The 21,604-nt window shown below is 70.5% G+C and carries 19 protein-coding genes; 9 read left to right on the forward strand and 10 right to left on the reverse strand.

From position 1 onward, the window contains the following. Positions 1-10: 10 nt before the first annotated feature. The 5 genes from LADH09A_RS10370 to LADH09A_RS10390 all read right to left on the reverse strand — a co-directional run bounded on the left by LADH09A_RS10370 (position 11) and on the right by LADH09A_RS10390 (position 4,251). The gene (locus LADH09A_RS10370; RefSeq protein WP_238644668.1) at positions 11-655 is read right to left on the reverse strand and encodes a hypothetical protein; all 645 of its coding nucleotides are present in this window, start codon (positions 653-655) and stop codon (positions 11-13) included. Positions 656-748: 93 nt separating this feature from the next. Continuing rightward, on the reverse strand, positions 749-1,459 hold the full coding sequence (locus LADH09A_RS10375; protein ID WP_238644669.1) for an ABC transporter permease subunit: 711 nt from the start codon (positions 1,457-1,459) through the stop codon (positions 749-751). Between the two features lie 68 nt (positions 1,460-1,527). Continuing rightward, on the reverse strand, positions 1,528-2,439 hold the full coding sequence (locus tag LADH09A_RS10380; RefSeq protein ID WP_238644670.1) for an ABC transporter ATP-binding protein: 912 nt from the start codon (positions 2,437-2,439) through the stop codon (positions 1,528-1,530). Next, on the reverse strand, positions 2,439-3,344 hold the full coding sequence (locus tag LADH09A_RS10385; RefSeq protein ID WP_238644671.1) for an ABC transporter permease: 906 nt from the start codon (positions 3,342-3,344) through the stop codon (positions 2,439-2,441). Before LADH09A_RS10385 ends, LADH09A_RS10380 begins: the two co-directional genes overlap by 1 nt. Beyond that, entirely contained in the window at positions 3,337-4,251 is a 915-nt protein-coding gene (locus LADH09A_RS10390; protein WP_238644672.1) for an ABC transporter ATP-binding protein, read from the reverse strand. Before LADH09A_RS10390 ends, LADH09A_RS10385 begins: the two co-directional genes overlap by 8 nt. A 420-nt stretch (positions 4,252-4,671) precedes the next feature. On the opposite strand from LADH09A_RS10390, the gene cysC reads away from it, so the two are divergent. From cysC to galT, 3 genes are all read left to right on the forward strand, one after another. Continuing rightward, positions 4,672-6,201 carry an adenylyl-sulfate kinase gene (cysC, locus tag LADH09A_RS10395; RefSeq protein ID WP_238644673.1) on the forward strand — a complete coding sequence of 510 codons (1,530 nt, stop codon included), beginning with the start codon at positions 4,672-4,674 and terminating at the stop codon, positions 6,199-6,201. A 112-nt stretch (positions 6,202-6,313) separates the two neighbouring features. After that, positions 6,314-7,138 carry a DeoR/GlpR family DNA-binding transcription regulator gene (locus LADH09A_RS10400; protein WP_238644674.1) on the forward strand — a complete coding sequence of 275 codons (825 nt, stop codon included), beginning with the start codon at positions 6,314-6,316 and terminating at the stop codon, positions 7,136-7,138. After that, positions 7,135-8,211, forward strand: coding sequence for a galactose-1-phosphate uridylyltransferase (gene galT / locus LADH09A_RS10405; RefSeq protein ID WP_238644675.1), 1,077 nt, complete (start codon positions 7,135-7,137; stop codon positions 8,209-8,211). Before LADH09A_RS10400 ends, galT begins: the two co-directional genes overlap by 4 nt. 347 nt (positions 8,212-8,558) lie before the next feature. Here the strand turns inward: galT and LADH09A_RS10410 are convergent, their stop codons facing one another. Next, a complete protein-coding gene (locus LADH09A_RS10410) occupies positions 8,559-9,776 on the reverse strand; it encodes an NADP-dependent isocitrate dehydrogenase (protein WP_091406326.1) in 1,218 nt (405 codons plus the stop codon). Positions 9,777-9,914: 138 nt separating this feature from the next. Here LADH09A_RS10410 and LADH09A_RS10415 point away from each other — a divergent pair, with 138 nt between their 5' ends. Further along, the gene (locus LADH09A_RS10415; RefSeq protein ID WP_274529317.1) at positions 9,915-10,733 is read left to right on the forward strand and encodes an MBL fold metallo-hydrolase; all 819 of its coding nucleotides are present in this window, start codon (positions 9,915-9,917) and stop codon (positions 10,731-10,733) included. A gap of 179 nt (positions 10,734-10,912) precedes the next feature. Here LADH09A_RS10415 and LADH09A_RS10420 read toward each other — a convergent pair whose 3' ends face one another. Together LADH09A_RS10420 and LADH09A_RS10425 are read right to left on the reverse strand one after the other, a co-directional pair. Beyond that, on the reverse strand, positions 10,913-11,863 hold the full coding sequence (locus tag LADH09A_RS10420; protein ID WP_238644676.1) for a malate dehydrogenase: 951 nt from the start codon (positions 11,861-11,863) through the stop codon (positions 10,913-10,915). A 139-nt stretch (positions 11,864-12,002) separates the two neighbouring features. Then, positions 12,003-12,863 carry a bifunctional methylenetetrahydrofolate dehydrogenase/methenyltetrahydrofolate cyclohydrolase gene (locus LADH09A_RS10425; protein ID WP_238644677.1) on the reverse strand — a complete coding sequence of 287 codons (861 nt, stop codon included), beginning with the start codon at positions 12,861-12,863 and terminating at the stop codon, positions 12,003-12,005. Positions 12,864-13,311: 448 nt separating this feature from the next. Between LADH09A_RS10425 and LADH09A_RS10430 the strand changes: the two genes are divergently transcribed. From LADH09A_RS10430 to LADH09A_RS10450, 5 genes are all read left to right on the forward strand, one after another. Further along, positions 13,312-14,913, forward strand: coding sequence for a peptide ABC transporter substrate-binding protein (locus LADH09A_RS10430; RefSeq protein ID WP_238644678.1), 1,602 nt, complete (start codon positions 13,312-13,314; stop codon positions 14,911-14,913). Between the two features lie 197 nt (positions 14,914-15,110). After that, entirely contained in the window at positions 15,111-16,049 is a 939-nt protein-coding gene (locus tag LADH09A_RS10435) for an ABC transporter permease (protein WP_088950134.1), read from the forward strand. Between the two features lie 17 nt (positions 16,050-16,066). Continuing rightward, positions 16,067-17,023, forward strand: a complete 957-nt coding sequence (locus tag LADH09A_RS10440) for an ABC transporter permease (protein ID WP_238644679.1) — start codon at positions 16,067-16,069, stop codon at positions 17,021-17,023. A gap of 65 nt (positions 17,024-17,088) precedes the next feature. Continuing rightward, positions 17,089-18,120: an ABC transporter ATP-binding protein gene (locus LADH09A_RS10445; protein WP_238644680.1), complete on the forward strand. Its 1,032-nt coding sequence runs from the start codon at positions 17,089-17,091 to the stop codon at positions 18,118-18,120. Then, positions 18,101-19,138, forward strand: coding sequence for an ABC transporter ATP-binding protein (locus LADH09A_RS10450; protein ID WP_238644681.1), 1,038 nt, complete (start codon positions 18,101-18,103; stop codon positions 19,136-19,138). Before LADH09A_RS10445 ends, LADH09A_RS10450 begins: the two co-directional genes overlap by 20 nt. An 89-nt stretch (positions 19,139-19,227) precedes the next feature. Here the strand turns inward: LADH09A_RS10450 and purH are convergent, their stop codons facing one another. Together purH and purN are read right to left on the reverse strand one after the other, a co-directional pair. Beyond that, entirely contained in the window at positions 19,228-20,799 is a 1,572-nt protein-coding gene (gene purH, locus LADH09A_RS10455) for a bifunctional phosphoribosylaminoimidazolecarboxamide formyltransferase/IMP cyclohydrolase (RefSeq protein ID WP_238644682.1), read from the reverse strand. After that, positions 20,796-21,416 carry a phosphoribosylglycinamide formyltransferase gene (gene purN / locus LADH09A_RS10460; protein WP_088950139.1) on the reverse strand — a complete coding sequence of 207 codons (621 nt, stop codon included), beginning with the start codon at positions 21,414-21,416 and terminating at the stop codon, positions 20,796-20,798. The genes purH and purN overlap by 4 nt, the downstream gene beginning before the upstream one ends. Between the last annotated feature and the right edge of the window lie 188 nt (positions 21,417-21,604).

Genomic DNA, 21,604 nt, shown 5'->3' on the forward strand with positions numbered 1-21,604 from the left:
GGGCCGGCGGTCACCAACCGCGCAGGAAGCGCAGCCCGAGCAGGAACGCGACCACGGCGGGCCCCACCAGCAGGGTGATCGCCTGGAGGCGGTACGGCATCCGGTGCCGAGTCAGCTCCCCCGCGTTGCCCAGGACGATGGCCCCGGCCAGCATCAGGAACGCACCCCACCAGCCGGTCTCCGGGTCGATCAGGTCCACCCGGATCAGTTGCAGGGTCAGGCCGAGCAACGCGCCGGTCAGCGCGAGCAGGGCCACCGCCCGGTGCAGGCCACGGGCCAGCGGGTGGGCCGCCCGCCAGTAGTAGGTGCCGGCGACCGCCAGACAGGGCAGCACCACCAGCAGCGGCCAGCCCCGCCCCATCACACCGAACATCAGCAGCGCGCCCACCGCGAACACCAGGGTGCCGACGCAGGCGAGCATGTAACCGGCGAAGGCCCGGCCACCACCTCGCGCCAGCAACGGCCCGCCGCTGGCCGCGATCAACGCGGCCGGGATCAGGATGAACACGGCCCACCAGTGGAACTGACCGGTGCCCTGGGCGGCCGTGGCGACCGTCGCGCAGGCCAGCCCGGCGACGGCCAGGCTGGTCAACCAGGGCCGACTGCTCCGGGAGTACGGCTCAGCCAACGACGTCTGCTCCGCTTCGACGCTCACGCCCACCAGCCTGGCCCGACGGGGCCTGACCGGTCCATCCGGCCAGCCCTACCGCCAGGCGGGGGCTGGCCGGAGCAGCGTTTCGCACCGGTGTCAGCTCGTCTCGCCGGCCACGCTGAACGAGCGCAGACGGTCGATGGCCAGCACGGTGAAGCCGACGCTGACCAGCGCGGTCATCACCGATGCCACCGGCACCGACACGGTGGTCTCCAGCAGCTCGGTGGGGGCGATCCGGTCGGCGAGGGCGATCACGTACTGCTGGATGGAGAGCACCTTGGTGCCGCTGACGAAGTTGCCCAGCAGCCCCTCCCAGATCAGCACGTAGACCAGCCCGAGCAGCACCGGCCGCCGGGTGACCAGGCTGAGCGCGAGGAACAACGCCGAGTACGCCAGCGCGCCGAGCGCCGCGGCGACGGCCAACGCGAGGCCGAGGCGTACCGAAGCGGCCAGCACGCCCGCGACGTAGAGCGGCACCACCACGGTGGCCGCGGTGACGCCGGCGGCCACCGCGAGCTTCGGCAGCACGATCTGCCAGCGCGGCAGCGGCTTGGTCAGGATGTGCACGACAGTGCCGTCGTCGATCTCGGCGCCCAGCACGCCCGTGCCGACGATCAGCGCGACCACCGGCAGCACCACGGCCAGCCCGAGGCCGACCAGCACCGGCGGCCCCCACTCGCCCGGGTCCACGCCCAGCGACCGGCAGAGCACGGCCAGCCCGAGCAGCACCAACGGCAGCGGGAGCAGCAGCAGGAACCGACGCCGGCCGAACAGCCCGCGTGCGGTGATCCAGGTAATTGTCGACATGTCAGCTTCTTTCGTTCGTGACTGCGGGGCTCACTCGCTGCGCTCGTTCACTCCTCGCACTCACCTGGTCAGGCCTCCACGAGGTAGGAGAAGACGCTCTCCAGAGACTCGTCGGACGGCACCAGCTGGCGCACCCGGATGCCTTGCTTGAGCGCGATCCGGGGTAGAGCCCGGGTGAAGGCGCCGTAGTCACCGGCGCGCACGGTCAGGCCCGTGGGGTCCAACTCGACCCCACTGACCGACGGCTCGGCGATCAGCGCGACGGCCAGCGCCCGGTCGTTCGTCGACCGCACCGCGAACACGTGCGGGCGATTGGTCATCAACCGGCGGATGGTCCGGAAGTCGCCGGAGGCCGCCAACCGCCCGGCCACCATCACCTGCACGGTGCCGGAGACCTGCTCGACCTCCTCCAGGATGTGCGAGCTGAACAGGATCGTCCGGCCGGCGTCGCCCAGGGTGTGCAGCAGCTCCATCATGTGCAGCCGCTGGCGCGGGTCCATCCCGTTGAACGGCTCGTCGAGCAGCAGCACCTGCGGGTCGTGCACCAACGCGGCGGCCACCCGGGCCCGCTGCCGCATCCCCTTGGAGTACGTGCCGATCCGGCGGTCCTGCGCCGACTCCAGCTCCACCAGGTCGATCGCCCGCCGGGCCGCCGCCGCCGGGTCGGCCAGCCGGTGCAGCTTCGCGCTGGCCAGCACGAACTCGTACGCGGTGAGGAAGCCCTGCACGGCCTCCCGTTCACTGACCAGGCCCAGCCGCCGGTAGACGTCGGGGTTGCGCCAGGTCGGCTGGTCGTCGAGGGTGACCGTGCCGCGCGACGGGGACAGGAAACCGGCCATCATGTGCAGCAGGGTGGTCTTGCCGGCGCCGTTCGGGCCGAGCAGGCCCGTCACGCCCGGCCCCAGGGCCATGCTGATGTCGTTGACCGCGACCACGTTGCCGTACCACCGGGACACCCCGGTCAGGCTCAGCGTGCTCATCAGGAGGCGACCTTCCGGTAGCGGACCAGCAGGAGGGCGGTCGCGCCGGCGACCAACAGCACCGCGGCCAGGGCGTAGACCGGGCCGAACCCGCCGATCATCATCTCGCCCGGATCGCCCTCGACCAGCAGGTCACCCAGCGACCAGATGCCCACCCCCTGCACCAGCGTGGAGGGCGAGGCGAGCCCGGCCAGCTCGTTGGCGGCGCGCGACGGCAGGATGCTCAGCACCCCGACGATCGGGGTGGTCATCAGGAAGACCGCCACGATCCCACCGGCGGCGAAGGCGCGCTTGCCGGTCAGCGAGGCGACCAGCAGCCCGATCGAGGCGAAGACCACCGCCCACAGCCCGGCGTAGAGCAGCCCGGGCAGCAGGTCGAGCAGCTCGTTCCACACCCCGCGCATGCCCTGCTTGGTGGTGAAGGCGGCACCCAGGAACATCAGCAACTGTGGTCCGCCGAGGAGCAGCCAGAGGGCCGTGACCAGCGCCAGCAGCTTGGCCAGCGCGTAGTCGCTGCGCGGCAGCGGCCGGGAGAAGTACAGCGGCAGCACACCGCTGCGCAGGTCGCGGGAGACCAGCTCCGGAGCGACGACCGCGACGAAGAAGATGACAAGCCAGCTCATCGCGTCGGCGAACTGGGCGTACGTGGCGACCGGCTCGCCGATCTGGCTGCGGATGGCCGCGAGGGCCACCGCGACCAGGGAGACGATGCCGACCACGAGCCACGGGAAGATCTTGGCCTTGGCGCTGCGCCCGAACCCGAACGCGGTGCGCAGCCCGTGCCCGTAGAGGGCGCCGAAGACCTGGCGGCGGCCCAGCCTCGGGCCCTCGTAGCGCTGGTAGCCGATGTCGTGGATGACGCCTGTCGGCGCGGGACGCACGGCGGCTGCGGTCGGCTCAGGCATGGGAGAGCTCCCTCGTGGCGAAGAGTTCGGCCACCCGGTGCCGGCGCTGGTCCAGTCGGTGCAGTGGCAGGTCCAGTTCGGCGACCGCACCGAGGATCAGGTCGTAGGTGCTGTCGTCGGCCAGCGGCACGAGGAGCAGTCGCCCGTCCCGGGCGACCGGCAGCTTCAGCTCGGCGAGCCGGGCGGCGAGCTCCTCGGTGCCCTCGCTGACCTCCACGGCGAGCACGTCGGTGGCCGTGGTCATCGCGGAGATGTTGTCGGCGCGCAGCAGCTTGCCGCCGTCGATGGCGATCAGCGTGTCGCAGATCCGCTCGACCTCGCCGAGCAGGTGCGAGCAGACCAGCACCGAGATGCCGAACTCGGTGCCGATCCGGTGCACCAGGGCCAGCATGGCGTCCCGGCCGGCCGGGTCCAGGCCGTTGGTCGGCTCGTCGAGCAGCAGAAGGTCGGGGTCGTGCACGAGCGCCTGGGCCAGCTTGACGCGTTGCTTCATGCCGGTCGAGTAGCCGCCGACCGGGCGGTAGCGCTCCTCGTAGAGCCCCACGTGCCGCAGCGCCTCGGACGCCCGCTCGCGAGCGGCGGTGCGGGGCAGGCCACTCATCCGGCCGAGGTGGGTGACCAGCTCGGAGGCGGAGAGGTCCGGTGGGAGGCAGTCGTGCTCGGGCATGTAGCCGACCCGGGCGCGGACCGCCGCCGGGTCGGAGGTCGGGTCGATGCCGAGCACCGAGACCTGACCGCTGGTCGGGGCGATCAGGCCGAGCAGAATCTTGATCAAGGTGGATTTGCCGGCGCCGTTCGCGCCCACCAGGCCGATGATCCCGGGCTCGACGGCGACGGTGAGGTCGGCGAGCGCGGTGACCCGACCTCCGTACGTCTTGGTGAGCGACTGGGTCGCGATCAGTGTCACGCTGCCCAGCGTAGGGAGTACGAGCCCGCCGCAGACACCGGCGCGCCCCCGGCGCTTCCCTGATCCTTGGTCCAGCAGACCCCTAAGGTCCGCTGCCCCGCTGCTGGGGAGGTCTTTCCGCAGTCCGGCGCCCTGCGCCACCCCGCCTCGGAAAAAGCCCATCGAGGGTGGGACGATTCACGTTCCGTTCAACGGGCAGTAATCGGGCAGGTGATCGTCGGCTGGTGACGGCCGCGGTGGGCATGCCGACGGGTGTACGGCCCGACTGCGCGACGAGCGGAAGGTGTGCAGCCGGGTGCTGTCGGTGACGGGCTGACGGATCCGGCGCTGCTCCCGCCCGTCGGGGTCGTGGAGTGGCGCCCTCGACCGATCGGCGGTCGGCTGCGAAACTGTGTGCCGGTCAGCGAGTGGGGGGTGTGGATGAGCAACGGCTGGGTGCTGCCCGACGAGGTGCTGCGGGACGCACCGGCGTACACGCCGCGTCCGGGTGAGCTCGCGGATCTTGAGCTGCTGCTGACTGGCGCGTACGCCCCTCTGAACGGCTTCATGACCCGCGCCGACCTGGTCTCGGTGAGCCGACGCGGCCGACTGGCCGACGGCGCGCCGTGGCAGGTCGCGGTGACCCTCCAGGTGCCGGCCGCCCTGGCCCAGAGCTTCGATCCGCGCGACCCGGCCCGCCGGGCGCTGGTGCTCACCGACGGCGAGGGTGCCCCGGCCGCTGCCCTGGACGTGGCGGACGTCTGGCCGGTCCGTGAGGGCGTGGCAGGGGTCGGTGGGCAGGTCCGGCGGCTGGGCGACGGTGGTCACGGCCCCTTCCAAAGGCTGCGCCGCAGCCCGGAAGAGGTCCGCGCGCTGCTGCCCCCGGGCCGGGTGCTCGGTGTCATCGCCGATCGGCCGCTGCACCGTCCGCAGCTCGCCCAGATCGCCCATGCCGCCCGCACGCTGGCCGCGCACCTGCTCGTGATGATCCCGGTCGGTGAGGGTGGCGTCGGCGGTCTCCCGCCGGAGGCGCTGGTACGCGCCGTCTTCGCCGCCCGCGACCGGATGCCGCCCGCCACCCTGGTCGCGGTGCCGTTGTCGCACCGACGGGAGGAGATCAGCGACGCCCTGCTGCGCGCCCGGGTCTCCGCCTCGTACGGGGTCACCCACCTTCTCTCCACCGGGGAGATGCTCTCCGGTGCCGGGCTGCGGGTGCTGGTGCCCCGCGAGCTGGCGTACGACAACCGGGACGGGCAGTGGCGCTGGCGGGAGGACATCCCGCCGCGCAACCGCCGGCTCGCGCTGACCCAGCAGGAGATCGACGACCTGCTCGACCGGGGCTTCCCGTTGCCGGAGTGGCACACCCCGCCGGCCGTGGCGAGGGAGCTGGCCCGGGCCCGGCCGCCCCGTCGGCACCGGGGGCTGGTGGTCTTCATGACCGGCCTCTCCGGTTCCGGCAAGTCGACCATCGCCCGAGGGCTGGCGGACGCGTTGCGCGAGAGCGGCGACCGGACGGTGACCCTGCTCGACGGGGACGTGGTGCGCCGGGAGCTGTCCGCCGGGCTGGGCTTCAGCAAGGCCGACCGGGATCTCAACGTCCGACGGATCGGCTGGGTGGCCGCCGAGGTCGCCCGGCACCACGGGGTGGGCATCTGCTGCCCGATCGCCCCGTACGCGGCCGCCCGCGCCACTGCCCGGGAGATGGCCCTGGCCGCCGGTGCGGGTTTCGTGCTGGTGCATGTGGCCACCCCGCTGGAGGTGTGCGAGCAGCGGGACCGCAAGGGCCTGTACGCGCGAGCGCGGGCGGGCCTGCTCACCGGGATGACCGGCATCGACGACCCGTACGAGGAGCCGACCGACGCCGACCTGGTGCTCGACACCACCGACCTGAGCGTTCCGGACGCGGTGCAGGCGCTGCTGCACCACCTGACCGAGACCGGCTGGGTGGAGCTGAAGATCGCGTCCGCCTGAGGCGTCGCCGTACCCCCGTTCCTTCCACCGCTGCCCGCTACGCGCTAGTGTTCATCTTTGTTGGAACACGTTTGACCGCGTGAGAGTACGGGGACCCCCGGGAGGCACGGCGATGCTCGCTCAGCAGCGGCAGGTGGCCATCCTGGAGCGGGTCCGGTCGACCGGCGGCGTCCGGGTGAGCGAGCTGGCCACCGAGTTCGGCGTCTCCGACATGACCATCCGGCGCGACCTGGAGGCGCTGCACGAGCGCGGCCTGCTGGCCAAGGTGCACGGCGGCGCCACCACCGCAGGCCCGGGCTCCACGGACGAGCCGGGCTTCCACGCCAAGTCGGTCCGCCAACTGCCCGAGAAGGCCGCCATCGCGGACCGGGCCGCCCAACTCGTCCGGCCGGGGGCGGCGGTCGCCCTCTCCGCCGGCACCACCACCGCCGAGCTGGCCCGGAGGCTGGTGGACGTGCCCGGCCTGACCGTGGTGACCAACTCGCTGCCGGTGGCCGAGATCCTGCACGCCGGCGGTCGACCGGACCAGACGGTGGTGCTCACCGGCGGCGTACGCACACCGTCGGACGCGCTGGTCGGCCCACTCGCGGTCGGGGCGGTCCGGTCGCTGCACCTGGACCTGCTCTTCCTGGGCGTGCACGGCATCACCGAGCGGGCCGGCTTCACCACCCCGAACCTCATGGAGGCGGAGACCGACCGGGCGCTCGTGGCCGCGGCGGACCGGTTGGTGGTGCTCGCCGACCACACCAAGTGGGGCACGGTCGGCATCTCCTCGATCGTCGAGCTGGCCGCCGCACACGTACTGGTCAGCGACGACCGGTTGCCTCCGCCCGCTCGACGGGTACTCGGCGAACAGGTGGGCGAATTGATCATGGTGAGGGCAACAGGGGCGGGCCGCGCGACGCGCACGCCGACGAGTGAGGAGACGGCGCCGTGAAGCGCACCGCGATCGACCTGGCCGACGGCCGGGAGCTGATCTACTTCGACGAGCGTGACGACGCCGTCCGCGACCAGCCGGACCGCCGCGACCTGCCGCCGCCGCCTGCCGCGTCCCAACTGCGCTACGACCCGCTGACCGACGAGTGGGTGGCGGTCGCCGTGCACCGGCAGACCCGCATCTTCCTGCCGCCCGCCAACGAGTGCCCGCTCGACCCGTCGGTGGGCGACCGGCTGACCGAGATCCCCGCGCCCGACTACGACGTGGTGGTCTTCGAGAACCGGTTCCCGTCGCTGAGCGGCCGGGTGGCCGACGAGCCCGGGGAGATCACCCCGTTCACGTCGGTCCGGCCCGGCCTCGGGCGGTGCGAGGTGGTCTGCTTCACCTCGGACCACAACGCGTCCTTCGCCAGCCTGCCCCCGCGCCGGGTCCGCACCGTGCTGGACGCGCTCGCCGACCGCACCGAGGTGCTCGGCGCACTGCCCGGCGTGGAACAGGTCTTCTGCTTCGAGAACCGGGGCGTCGAGATCGGTGTCACGCTGCACCACCCGCACGGGCAGATCTACGCGTACCCCTTCGTGACGCCGCGCACCCGCGCGCTGCTGGCCGCGGCCCGCCGGCACGCCGAGCGGACCGGCGGGGGCAACCTGTACGCGGACGTGCTGGCCGCCGAACGTGCCGCCGGCGACCGGGTGGTCACCGAGAACGAGCACTGGACGGCGTTCGTCCCGGCGGCGGCCCGCTGGCCGTTCGAGGTGCACGTCGCACCGCGCCGGGTGGTGCCGGACATCCCGGCGCTCAGCGACAGTGAGCGGGACGCCTTCGGGCCGCTCTACCTGGATCTGCTGCGCCGCTTCGACGGCCTGTTCGACATGCCGATGCCGTACATCTCGGCCTGGCACCAGGCGCCGGTGCGCATCGACCGGGAGCTCGGCCACCTGCACCTTCAGCTGTTCAGCATCCGGCGCGCCAAGGACAAGCTGAAGTATCTGGCGGGCTCCGAGTCCGGGATGGGTGTCTTCATCAACGACATCTCCCCGGAGCGCGCCGCCGAGTTGCTGCGCGCCGCCTGAGCTGCGCCGCCGTCGCGTCCCCGCGGTGCGCGACGGGCAGCCTGCGGATGGGCGCCGGGAAACCCCGCGCTGAACGCTGCGAAACAGGGCGCGGGGGGCCCGGGACAGGGCCCCCCGCAGGGAAGGGACGGCTGGCTGTGCACGGCACAGCCGGGAAGGCTGGCTGATCGGCGCACGGGTGCCGCGGGTCGACCGAGGTCAACCTTCCTGGACGCGACTGGCATCTCGTCCATCCTGGTCAACGAGGCGCGCCGAAGGCGGTGACGACAACCGGCGCGTCAGCGCCGGACACGCCGAAGCCCGCCGGCTGAGCTGCCGGCGGGCTCCGATGATGCGGTACGCCTGGATCAGGCGGCGATCTTGCGGGCCAGGTTCTCGTCGAGCGCGTTCATGAACTCGTCGGTGGTCAGCCACGGGGCGTCGCGCGAGATGAGCAGCGACAGGTCCTTGGTCATCTGACCACCCTCGACGGTGTCGACGATGACCTGCTCCAGGGTGTTGGCGAACTCGGTGACCGCCGGGGTGCCGTCCAGCTTGCCCCGGTGGGCCAGGCCCCGGGTCCAGGCGTAGATCGACGCGATCGGGTTGGTCGACGTCTTCTCACCCTTCTGGTACTGCCGGTAGTGCCGGGTGACCGTGCCGTGGGCGGCCTCGGCCTCGACGGTACGACCGTCCGGGGAGAGCAGGACGGAGGTCATCAGACCCAGCGAGCCGAAGCCCTGCGCGACGGTGTCGGACTGCACGTCACCGTCGTAGTTCTTGCAGGCCCAGACGTAGCCGCCCTCCCACTTGAGCGCGGCGGCGACCATGTCGTCGATCAGCCGGTGCTCGTAGGTGATGCCGGCGGCGTCGAACTCGGCCTTGAACTCGGCCTCGAACACCTCGGCGAAGAGGTCCTTGAACCGACCGTCGTACGCCTTGAGGATGGTGTTCTTGGTGGACAGGTAGACCGGGTAGTTGCGGTCCAGCCCGTACCGGAACGACGCCCGGGCGAAGTCCCGGATCGACTCGTCGTAGTTGTACATGCCCATGGCGATGCCGCCGCCGGGGAAGTTGGCGACCTCCATCTCCATCGGCGCGCCACCGTCGGCGGGGGTGTAGGTGATGGTCACCGTGCCCGGGCCGGGGACGACGAAGTCGGTGGCCTTGTACTGGTCACCGTGGGCGTGCCGGCCGATGATGATCGGCTTGGTCCAGCCGGGGACCAGGCGCGGCACGTTGGACATGATGATCGGCTCACGGAAGACGACGCCGCCGAGGATGTTGCGGATGGTGCCGTTGGGCGACCGCCACATCTTCTTCAGGCCGAACTCCTCGACCCGGGCCTCGTCCGGGGTGATGGTCGCGCACTTGACGCCGACGCCGTGCTCCTTGATGGCGTTGGCGGCGTCGATCGTGACCTGGTCGTCGGTCTCGTCCCGGTGCTGGATCGACAGGTCGTAGTAGTGCAGGTCGACGTCGAGGTAGGGCAGGATCAGCTGCTCCCGGATCTGCTTCCAGATGATCCGGGTCATCTCGTCGCCGTCGAGTTCAACGACCGGGTTGTTTACCTTGATCTTCGCCATCGACCGGCGCTCCTCTCGGGGGACACGTGCTCAAGCAGTACGAGCGTACTGCAATTGGGCCGGCAGCCCCCAGCCGGCCTCGACCGACCGGCGGAAACCGGGCTGCGCGGAACAGGAATGCCCTGGAATCATCGCCCGATGCCACTGAACCGCACCCTTGGGTCTATCACGGTCACCGCACTCACCGACGGTGAGGGTGCCTTCTTCCAGCCCCGCGCGGAGGCGTTCCCGCAGGCCACGGCGGCGCACTGGGCCGAGGCCGACCGGCGCGACCCCGGCTCGGTGACCGCCGACGGGCAGTGGTGGCTGCCGTTCCGCAGTTTCGCGATCCGCACCGGCGACGGGCCGGTCACCCTGGTCGACGCCGGCATCGGGCCGGTCGACGCGCCGGCCGCGAGCTGGGCGCCCGTGCCCGGCCGGATGCCCGCCGAGCTGGCCGCGGCGGGCATCGACCCGGCCGACGTCGACACGGTCGTGCTGACCCACCTGCACAGCGACCACATCGGCTGGGCCGTCACCGGCACGCCGGGTCGGCCGTACTTCCCGAACGCCAGTTATCTGGTGCAGCGCGCCGAGCTGGACGCGGCGGAGATGCTCAATCCCGGGCTGCCGGCCGGCCTGATCGCACCCCTGCGCGCCGCCGGCCAGCTCCGGGTGGTCGACGGCGAGACCATCCTCAACCCGGCGGTACGCCTGCTGCCCACCCCCGGCCACACCCCGGGCCACCAGTCGGTGCTGGTGACCTCGGCCGACGAGCGGATCCTGGTCACCGGCGACCTGCTGGTGCACGTCGTGCAACTCGTCGACCCCGACCTGGCGTACGCCCACGAGGAGGACCCGGACCTGGCCCGCGCCTCCCGGCAGGCCGCGCTCCGCGCCCACTCCCCCACCGTCCTGGCCACCCCCCACCTGAGCATCCCCTTCACCCCCTTCACCCCCTTCACCCCCTTGCCGTGACCCCACCCCCCACCTTGGTGATCAAGAGGTTCGCGTCAGGAATCGCGGTCTCGGTGACGCAAACCTCTTGATCACCCGAGGCGGGGGGCGGGGGCCGGGGGCCGGGGCGGGCGGGGTGGGGGACGGGGAAGGGCCCGCCGGGTTTGCCGGCGGGCCCTTCGGTGGTCTGGTTCGCGGAACTACATGCTGGAGATGTCGCCCTGCTTCGCGCGGACGGCCTCGGCCGCCTCCAGGAGGCTGGCGCGCTCGTCGGCGTCCAGGTCGGTCTCGACGACCCGCTTGACGCCCTCGGCGCCGATCGCGGCCTCGACACCCAGGTAGACACCGGAGATGCCGTACTCGCCGTCGACCCAGGCGCAGACCGGCATGACCTCGCCGGAGTCCTCGGCGACGGCCTTCGCCATCCGGGCCGCGGCAGCGGACGGGGCGTAGTACGCCGAACCGGTCTTGAGCAGCGCGACCACCTCGGCGCCACCGTTGCGGGTCTTGACGACCAGCTCCTCGATCTGCTCGGCCGGCATCGCGTCACGCAGCGGCTTGCCGTTGACGGTGCTCTTCGAGGGCACCGGGACCATGGTGTCGCCGTGCGAGCCCAGGGTCAGCGTGCGGACCGACGCGACCGGCACGTTCAGCGCCTCGGCGACGAAGTTGCTGAACCGGGCGGTGTCGAGCATGCCGGCCTGGCCGAGCACCCGGTTCTTCGGGAACTGGGTGGCGAGCTGCGCCAGCGCGGTCATCTCGTCCAGCGGGTTGGAGACCACGATGACGACGGCGTTCGGGGCGTACTTGGCGACATTCTCGGCGACCTGGCGGACGATCTTGGCGTTGGTCTCCAGCAGGTCCATCCGGCTCATGCCGGGCTTGCGCGGCAGACCAGCGGTGATCACGACGACGTCGGAGCCCTCGATGTTCTCGTAGCCCTCACCGTTGGGGCCGGTGGTGACGCCGACCACCTTGGTCTCGAAGCCCTCGATGGCCCGGGACTGGTTGAGGTCGAGCGCGAGGCCCGCGGGCTTGCCCTCCACGATGTCGGTGATCACTACGGTGTCGAAGACGTCGTACTCGGCCAGGCGCTGTGCGGTGGTGGAGCCGTAGAAGCCAGCCCCGACGACAGTGACCTTCTTACCCATGGTCGTCCCACTCCCTGATACCAGTCGGTTTTCCGGACCGTATCAGTCATCCTGGCACCGATCAGGCCAGGGGCGGCGGCCATCGCCGGGATGGGGCGAACGTCACCGCCGTCCCGTTCGACCCTGCCAGCGGGCGGGGTCAGCCGCGCTCGGCGCGCTCGACGACGTTGGTGAGCAGCATGGCCCGGGTCATCGGCCCCACACCGCCGGGCATGGGGACCAGGGCACCGGCGGTCTCGGCCACCTCCGGGTCCACGTCGCCGGTGTAGCGGCCCTTGCCGTCCGCGCCGATGACGCGCGTGATTCCGACGTCCACCACGACCGCACCGGGGTTGATCATGTCGGCGGTGAGCAGGCCCGGCACGCCGGCCGCGACGATGACGATGTCGGCGGCCCGGGTGTGCGAGGCGAGGTCCAGGGTGCCGGTGTGGCAGAGGGTGACGGTGGCGTTCTCGGAGCGCCGGGTGAGCAGCAGGCCGAGCGGCCGGCCGACGGTGTTGCCCCGACCGACCACGGCGACGGTCGCGCCGCGAAGCGCCACGTCGTGCCGGCGGAGCAGCTCCACGATGCCGCGCGGGGTGCAGGGCAGCGGGCCGTCGTAGCCGAGGACGAGCCGGCCCAGGTTGACCGGGTGCAGCCCGTCGGCGTCCTTGTCCGGGTCGATCAGCTCCAGCACCCGCTGGGTGTCGAGATGGGCCGGCAACGGCAGCTGGACGATGTAGCCGTGGCACGCCGGGTCGGCGTTCAGCTCGGCCAGCACGTCGTCGACCTGCTGCTGGGTGGCGTCCGCCGGCAGCTCCCGGCGGATCGAGGCGATGCCAACCTCGGCGCAGTCGCGGTGCTTTCCGTTGACGTACGCCTGGCTGCCCGGGTCCGCACCGACCAGCACCGTGCCCAGCCCGGGGATGATGCCGCGTTCCGCGAGTGCTTTCACCCGAATTCGCAGCTCGTCCTTGATCTCCGCCGCGGTTGCCTTGCCGTCCAGAAGCGTCGCCGTCACGTCCCGATCGTCTCACGGCCCCTGCCCGCGGTTCCGACGGACCTCAGCGGGCAGGCCCGCCGCCACCTTGGCCGCGCGTGTCGGATGTGACCTTCGGTGACGTGTCGCTCGTCACTCTCGGTCACAATCTGTTCCTTCGGTCACCATCGAACCAGACAGGCAGACCGTGCGCGGCGGAGATGGGAGTTCGGTCCCGGGAAGGGACAGCCAGCGGCAGACCGGCAGGGTCGTCCCGACGAATGGCGAGATTACCCCAGCTCAACAACGCTTTCAGCAGTTTCGGCTAGCAGAGGGATCCGCCTTCCGCAAGAGGACCGACCCCGGACCGTTACCCACCCGCAACCGCGTCGTTGCCGAAGGGCCGTCGCCGACCTACCGTTACCGCTTGTTGCGCAGCGTAACCCAGCGTCGGGCCTGACTGCGCAGCGTGAGGAGATGAGGAGGCTCAATGCGAGTTCGTAGACTCGCCGCCTGGACCGCCCTCCCGCTCGCGGTGACGCTGGGCCTCGCGGCCTGCGGCAGCGGCGGAGACGGTGGATCCAGCGGCAGCGGCAATTCGGCGGTCAGCATCCAGATCGGCGAGCCGAAGCACCTGGTTCCCACCAACACCACCGAGACGTCCGGGTCACAGGTGATCGCCGGCCTGTTCAGCCCGCTCGTCGACTACGACGCCCAGAACAAGCCGTACGAGGTCGCCGCCCAGTCGATCACCTCGTCCGACAACAAGGTCTGGACGATCAAGCTCAAGGACGGCTTCACCTTCCACAACGGTGAGAAGGTCACGTCCCAGAACTACATCAACGCCTGGAACTACGGCGCGTACGCCCCCAACGGTCAGGACAGCAACTACTTCTTCGAGAAGATCGCTGGCTATGCGGACCTGCAGGGCAAGGCGCCGAAGGCCAAGGAGATGTCCGGCCTGAAGAAGGTCGACGACCTCACCTTCACCGCGACGCTGTCCGAGCCGTACATCGACTTCAAGACGACTCTGGGCTACAACGCGTTCTACCCGATGCCGGACGCCGCGTTCTCGGCCCCGGGCGTGCTCAAGGACTCCTACGAGCAGGCGCCGATCGGGCAGGGCCCCTTCAAGATGAAGGGCACCTGGCAGCACGACAGCAAGATCGATGTCGAGCGCTACGACGCGTACCCGGGTGAGAAGCCCAAGGTCAAGGACGTTGAGTTCCGGATCTACCAGCAGCTGACCGCGGCCTACGCGGACGTCCTGGCGGACAACCTGGACGTGCTGCCGACGATCCCGACCGAGAGCCTGAGCACCGCGCCGAGCGACCTGGGCGACCGGTACCAGACCAGCCCGATGTCGTCGTTCCAGTTCCTCGCGTTCCCGACGTTCGACAAGGACTACAGCAGCCCGGACGTGCGCAAGGCCATCTCGATGGCGATCGACCGTGACGAGATCACCAAGTCGGTCTTCAAGGGCTCGCAGACGTCGGCGCGCTCCTTCGTCTCGCCGGTCCTCCCGGGCTACCGGGAGAACACCGCGGGCAAGGCCGGCGAGTTCAACCCGACCGAGGCCAAGAAGCTCTACCAGGCCGCGGGTGGTCCGTCGAAGATCGTCATCTCGTACAACGGCGACGGCGGTCACAAGGACTGGGTCGACGCCACGGTCAACCAGCTCAAGGCCAACCTGGGTGTCGACGCCGTCGGCTCGGCCGAGCCGAAGTTCGCCGACCTGCTGACCAAGGTCGAGAAGAAGACGCCGGTGGGTGCGTTCCGGATGGGTTGGGTCATGGACTACCCGACCATGGAGGACTACCTCGGCCCGCTGTACAGCACGAACGGCTCGTCGAACTACTACGGCTACAGCAACCCGGAGTTCGACAAGCTGGTCAAGGAGGGTTCCGCCGCCAAGACGCAGGACGAGGCGATCGCCAAGTACCAGCAGGCGGAGGACATCCTGGCCAAGGACATGCCGGTGATCCCGCTCCGCTTCGGCGAGAACGTGTTCGGCCACTCGTCCAAGGTCAAGAACGTGCAGATGGACCTGTTCCAGCGGGTCAACCTCGTCAAGATCGAAGCGGCCAGCTGAGCTGACCATGGTGCGGGCCACCCGGGCGACGATGCCCGGGTGGCCCGGACCGCGCCACCGGGGCCGGGCCGCAGCAGCGGACCCGGCGTCGGTGGCGCCGGCTCCCCCGGGCCGGACGGCACGTCTCGGATATTTCGGGTACGACCAGAGATGCCGTCCTGCGACCCTTTCGCACATTTCCGGAGAGACTGCTAAGCATGTTCCGCTACATCTTGCGGCGCCTACTGCAGATGGTCCTGGCGTTCTTCGGGACCACCCTGATCGTCTACGCGCTGACATTCGCCGGACAGGGCGACCCGATCCAGGCGCTCGCCGGCGAGCGGCCGGTGACGCCAGCCCAACGGGCCTACCTGACCGAGAAGTACAACCTGGATCAGACGGGCGTCGGCGGCTTCTTCTACCGCTACTTCGACTACGTGAAGGACCTGCTCCAGGGCAACCTGGGCGAGTCCCTCACCGGTCGGAGCATCGGTGACATCCTCCAGCAGGCCTGGCCGGTCACCGTGCGGCTCGCTCTCATCGCGCTCGCTGTGGCGATCATCTTCGGAGTCAGCGCGGGCGTGATCGCCGGTATCCGCCGAGCCAGCATCTTCGACAACTCGACCCTGGTGCTGACCCTGCTGGTGCTGGGCATCCCGACGATCGTGCTGGCGCCGCTGGCGCAGTACTTCCTGGGCGTCAAGTGGCAGCTGTTCCCGCCCACCGCCGGCTCGGACCCGACGTTCTACGCGCTCCTGCTGCCAGGCATCGTGCTCGGCTCGCTGTCGCTGGCCACCGCGCTGCGGCTCACCCGGGCCTCGGTGGCGGAGAACCTGCGCGCGGACTACGTCCGGACCGCCCGGTCCAAGGGTCTGGTCAAGCGCCGCATCGTCATCGTCCACGTACTGCGCAACTCGCTGATCCCGGTGGTCACCTTCCTCGGTGTGGAGCTGGGCAACCTGATGAGCGGCGCGATCATCACCGAGGGCGTCTTCAACATCCCCGGCGTCGGATTCAACCTCTTCCGCGGCATCCGCACCGAGGACGGCCCCCTGGTGGTGGGCATCGTCAGCGTGCTCGTCGTGGTCTACCTGGTCTCGAACCTGGTGGTGGACGTCCTGTACGCCGTACTCGACCCGAGGATCCGCTATGAGTGAGCGCAGCGAGGTGCCGCATGAGTGACTTCGAGACTGTGGCGGCGACCGAGAACCAGGCCGCGCGGCGTGGCCCCTCGGGCGAGCCGGGCACACCCAACCAGGTCGGTGCCGCGAACAAGCCCCGCAGCCTGGCCGGAGACGCCTGGCGGGACCTGCGCCGCAACCCGATCTTCTGGATCTCGCTGGCGCTGGTCGTCATCTTCACCCTGATGGCGCTGCTCCCCGGGGTGTTCACCGCCAACAACCCGAACGACTGCCTGCTCTCCCGGCAGCACGCGGGGCCGTCCGGCGGGGCCATCTTCGGGTACGACTTCCAGGGCTGCGACACGTACTCCCGTGCGGTCTACGGCACCCGCGCCTCGCTGCTGGTCGGCGCGCTCGCCGCGCTCGGCACCGGGATCATCGCGCTGGTGATCGGTATGCTGGCCGGTTACTTCGGCCGGTGGGTCGACGCGGTGCTCTCCCGGGTGATCGACGTGGTGCTCGGCATCCCGCTGCTGCTGGCCGCGATCGTGCTGCTCAAGCGGGTGTCCAGCGACAGCCAGTGGGCACGGATCGGCGCGGTCGTCTTCGTGCTCGCCCTGCTCGGCTGGACCACCGCCGCCCGCGTGGTCCGCTCCTCGGTGATCACCGCCAAGGAGCAGGACTACGTCGCGGCGGCCCGGATGCTCGGCGCCGGCAACAGCCGGATCATGTGGCGGCACATCCTGCCGAACTCGCTGGCCCCGGTCATCGTCGTGCTGACCATCGCGCTCGGCTCGTTCATCGCGGCCGAGGCGACGCTCTCCTTCCTGGGCATCGGCCTGAAGGCGCCGACCATCTCGTGGGGCCAGGACATCGACACCGGCCGGATCCACATGCGCGAGGCCGCCACACCGCTGATCGTCCCGTCGGCATTCCTCGCGCTGACCGTTCTGGCGTTCATCATGCTCGGCGACGCGATCCGTGACGCCTTCGACCCGAAGCTGCGGTGACTCATGCGAGCGCGAGGAGTGAGCGAAGCGAGCCCCGCAGTCGCGAGCGAAAGGCAGGCACAGCCATGACCGTTCAACCCACGCCCGCCTCCGCCACGCCCGAGGGCGGTCACCTGCTGGAGCTGCGGGACCTGCACGTCGAGTTCCGCACCAACGAGGGCGTGGCCCGGGTGATCAACGGCGTGTCGTACCACCTGGACGCCGGCGAGACACTGGCCGTGCTCGGCGAGTCCGGCTCGGGCAAGTCGGTCACCGCCCAGGCGATCATGGGCATCCTGGACACCCCGCCCGCGTTCGTCCGCTCCGGTCAGATCCTCTACCAGGGCCAGGACCTGCTCACCCAATCCGAGGAACAGCGCCGGCAGGTACGCGGCAAGGAGATCGCAATGATCTTCCAGGACGCGCTCTCCGCACTGAACCCGGTGTTTCCGGTCGGCTGGCAGATCGGTGAGACGCTGCGCCAGCGCGCCGGCCTGTCCCGGTCCGACGCCCGACGCCGTGCCATCGAGCTGATGGACCTGGTCAAGATCCCCGGTGCCGCCAAGCGCATCGGCGACTATCCGCACCAGTTCTCCGGCGGTATGCGGCAGCGCGTCATGATCGCGATGGCGCTGGCGCTGGACCCGAAGGTGCTGATCGCCGACGAGCCCACCACGGCCCTCGACGTGACCGTCCAGGCCCAGATCATGGATCTACTGGCCGACCTGCGCCAGGAACGCGACATGGCGATGATCCTGATCACCCATGACCTGGGCGTGGTCGCCGGTGTCGCGGACCGGATCGCGGTCATGTACGCCGGCCGGATCGTCGAGCACGCCGACGTCCGCTCGCTCTACAAGGCGCCCGCCCACCCGTACACCAAGGGTTTGTTGGAGTCGATCCCGCGCCTGGACGTCCGCGGCGAGGAACTGTCGACGATCAAGGGGTTGCCGCCGAACCTGATGCGCATCCCGTCCGGCTGCCCGTTCCACCCCCGGTGCCCGTACGTCCAGCAGGTCTGCGTGGACGTCGTGCCGCACGACCTGGTCCTCGGCGACGGCCGGACCAGCGCTTGCCACTTCGCGCAGGAGGTCCGTGATGACAGCGCCGCCCGCTAGCCCCGGCAAGGTCCGCGGCGAGACGATCCTCTCCGTCGACAACCTGGTGAAGCACTTCCCGATCACGCAGGGCGTGCTGTTCCAGCGGCAGGTCGGCGCGGTGAAGGCTGTGGACGGGGTGAGTTTCGAGCTGCGTCGGGGCGAGACCCTGGGTGTGGTCGGCGAGTCCGGCTGCGGCAAGTCCACCCTCGCCCGGCTGCTGATGCGACTGGAGACACCCACCTCCGGAGGGGCCACCCTGGAGGGCAGGGACCTGTTCAAGGCCTCCGGTGGCGAGCTGCGCCGGGTGCGCCGCAACATGCAGATGGTGATGCAGGACCCGTACACGTCGCTGAACCCGCGGATGACCGTCGGCGACATCATCGGCGAGCCGTTCGAGATCCACCCGGATGCCGCGCCGAAGGGCAGCAAGCAGAAGCGGGTCCAGGAACTGCTGGACGTGGTCGGGCTCAACCCCGAACACATCAACCGGTACCCGCACCAGTTCTCCGGCGGTCAGCGTCAGCGCATCGGCATCGCCCGGGCGCTCGCGCTGCGGCCCGAGGTGATCGTCTGCGACGAGCCGGTGTCGGCGCTGGACGTCTCCATCCAGGCCCAGGTGATCAACCTGCTGAAGCAGTTGCAGAACGAGCTGGGGCTGTCGTACATCTTCATCGCCCACGACCTGTCCGTAGTGCGGCACATCGCCGACCGGGTGGCGGTGATGTACCTCGGTCGGATCGTCGAGATCGGCACCGAGGACGAGATCTACGAGCGGGCCACCCACCCGTACACCCAGGCTCTGCTCTCCGCGGTGCCGGTGCCGGACCCGGAGGCCCGCGACCAGCGCAACATGATCCGCCTGGTCGGCGACGTGCCCAGCCCGGCCGACCCGCCGAGCGGGTGTCACTTCCGGACCCGTTGCTGGAAGGCCCAGGAGATCTGCGCCGTGGAAGACCCGAAAACGGTCCCGAGAGCGGCAGACCCCCACCCGTCCGCCTGCCACTTCGCCGAACTCCGCCCAACCCCAGCGGCCTGACCGAACCCTGCCGTCGATCATGAAGTTATTGCCCTGCACGTCGGCGTGTCAGGGCAATAACTTCATGATCAACGAGGCGGCGCGACCGGTCAGTGGAAGAAGTGGCGGGTTTTCGTCAGGTACATCGTCACGTTGGCCTTCTTGGCCGCTTCGATGACTTCCTCGTCGCGGATCGAGCCTCCGGGCTGCACGATGGCGCGGACGCCGGCGTCGATGAGGATCTGCGGGCCGTCGGCGAACGGGAAGAACGCGTCCGAGGCGGCGACCGAACCCCGAGCCCGCTCGGCACCGGCGCGGCTGACCGCGAGCTGCGCCGAGTCGACCCGGTTGACCTGACCCATGCCGACCCCGACGGTCGCGCCGTCCTTGGCCAGCAGGATCGCGTTGCTCTTCACGGCCCGGACCGCCCGCCACGCGAACGCCAGGTCCCGCAGCAACTCCTCGTCGGCGGCCTCGCCGGTCGCCAACTGCCAGGTCGCCGGGTCGTCGCCGGGGGCGTCCACCCGGTCGGCGACCTGCGCCAGCACACCACCGGTCACCGGCCGCAACTCCACCAGTGCCGGCGTCCAGGCCGGCGCCCGCAGCAGCCGGATGTTCTTTTTCGCCTGCAACACCTCGACCGCGCCATCGTCGAAGCCGGGCGCGACCACCACCTCGGTGAAGATCTCGGCCACCTGTCGGGCCAGCTCGACCGAGACCGGCCGGTTGACCGCGATGACGCCGCCGTACGCCGACACCGGGTCGCAGGCGTGCGCCCTGCGGTGCGCCTCGGCCACGTCCGCGCCGATCGCGATGCCGCACGGGTTGGCGTGCTTGATGATCGCGACAGCCGGCTGGTCGGCGAAGTCGTTCGCCGCCCGCCAGGCAGCGTCCGCGTCGACGTAGTTGTTGTAGGACATCTCCTTGCCGTGCAACTGCTCGGCCTGAGCCAGCCCTGCCGGGGCGTCCGGGTCGGTGTAGAGCGCCGCCGCCTGGTGCGGGTTCTCGCCGTACCGCAGCGCGGTCGACTTGCGCAGCGCCAGCCCCGCGAACTGCGGCCACCAGTCGTCGGCGGGTGCCAGCTCCTGTGCGCACCACCGGGCCACGGCCACGTCGTACTCGGCGATGTCGGCGAACGCCCGGGCGGCCAGCGCGCGGCGCTGGGCCAGGGTGAAGCCCCCCTCGCCGAGCGCGCCGATCAGTGCCGGGTAACCGGCCGGGTCGGTGAGCACCGCGACCGAGGCGTGGTTCTTGGCGGCGGCCCGCACCATGGCCGGGCCACCGATGTCGATCTGCTCCACGCACTCCTCGACGCCCGCACCCGACGCCACGGTCGCCTGGAAGGGGTAGAGGTTGGAGACCAGCAGGTCGAACGCCGCCACCCCCAGCTCGTCGAGCTGCGCGACGTGCGTGTCCTTTCGCAGATCGGCGAGGAGACCCGCGTGCACCTTCGGGTGCAGGGTCTTCACCCGGCCGTCGAGCACCTCGGGGAACCCGGTCACCGTCTCCACCGGCGTCACCGGCACACCGGCGGCGGCGATGGTGCCCGCAGTGCTTCCGGTGGACACGATCTCCACACCGGCGGCGTGCAGGGCCTGAGCCAGCTCGACCAGCCCGGTCTTGTCGTAGACGCTGACCAGCGCCCGCCTGATCGGGCGGCGCCCGTCCTGAGTGGGACTCACGGAACCGTGACCTTCCTTCCGGTGATGGTCCAGCCTTCGCGGACCAGGCGACCGACCTGCTCGACGAGCTGGCGCCGCTCGGCTTCCTTGATGCGCTCGGTGAGCGTGTCCACGTCGTCGTCGTCGAGCACCGGCACCGCGACCTGCGCGACGATCGGCCCGGTGTCCATGCCGGCGTCGACGAAGAAGAGGGTGGCCCCGGTGAGCTTCACGCCGTAGGCGAGGGCGTCCCGGGGGCCGTGGATGCCGGGAAACGCCGGCAGCAGGGTGTTGTGGGTGTTCAGGTAGCGGTCACCGAAGGCGGCGAGGAAGTGCGGGCCGACCAGCTTGAGGAAACCGGCGGAGATGACCAGGTCGGGTTGGTGCTTCGCGACGTGCGCGGTGAGCGCCCGGTCCCAGTCCTCCCGGGTGTCGTGATCACGGACCCGCTCGACGAAGGTCGGCACCCCCGCGGCCTCGGCCCGGTCCAGGCCCGCGATGCCGTCGCGGTCCGCGCCGACCGCGACGACCTGCGCACCGTACGCGGGATCGACGGCGGCATCCAGCAGCGACTGGAGGTTGCTCCCGGAGCCGGAGATGAGGACGACGATGCGGGCGACAGGCGCGGGCTCGGTCACCGGGCCACCCTATCGGGCAGGTCAGGACGCCCTCCGGCTGGGCGGCGCGCCGATCTTTGACAGTGCCGACGTGCATCGACCCGGTACGCTGCCGCTCGCTCGGGCCGAACACCTCGTCGGTCCGCCGATCGGCGCACCAGCGGTGTCGCTGCACTGAGGAGCACCCGTGTCGCCCGGTCACCACCCCC

The sequence above is a fragment of the Micromonospora cabrerizensis genome (assembly GCF_022230955.1).
GTDB classification, from domain to species: Bacteria; Actinomycetota; Actinomycetes; order Mycobacteriales; family Micromonosporaceae; genus Micromonospora; species Micromonospora cabrerizensis.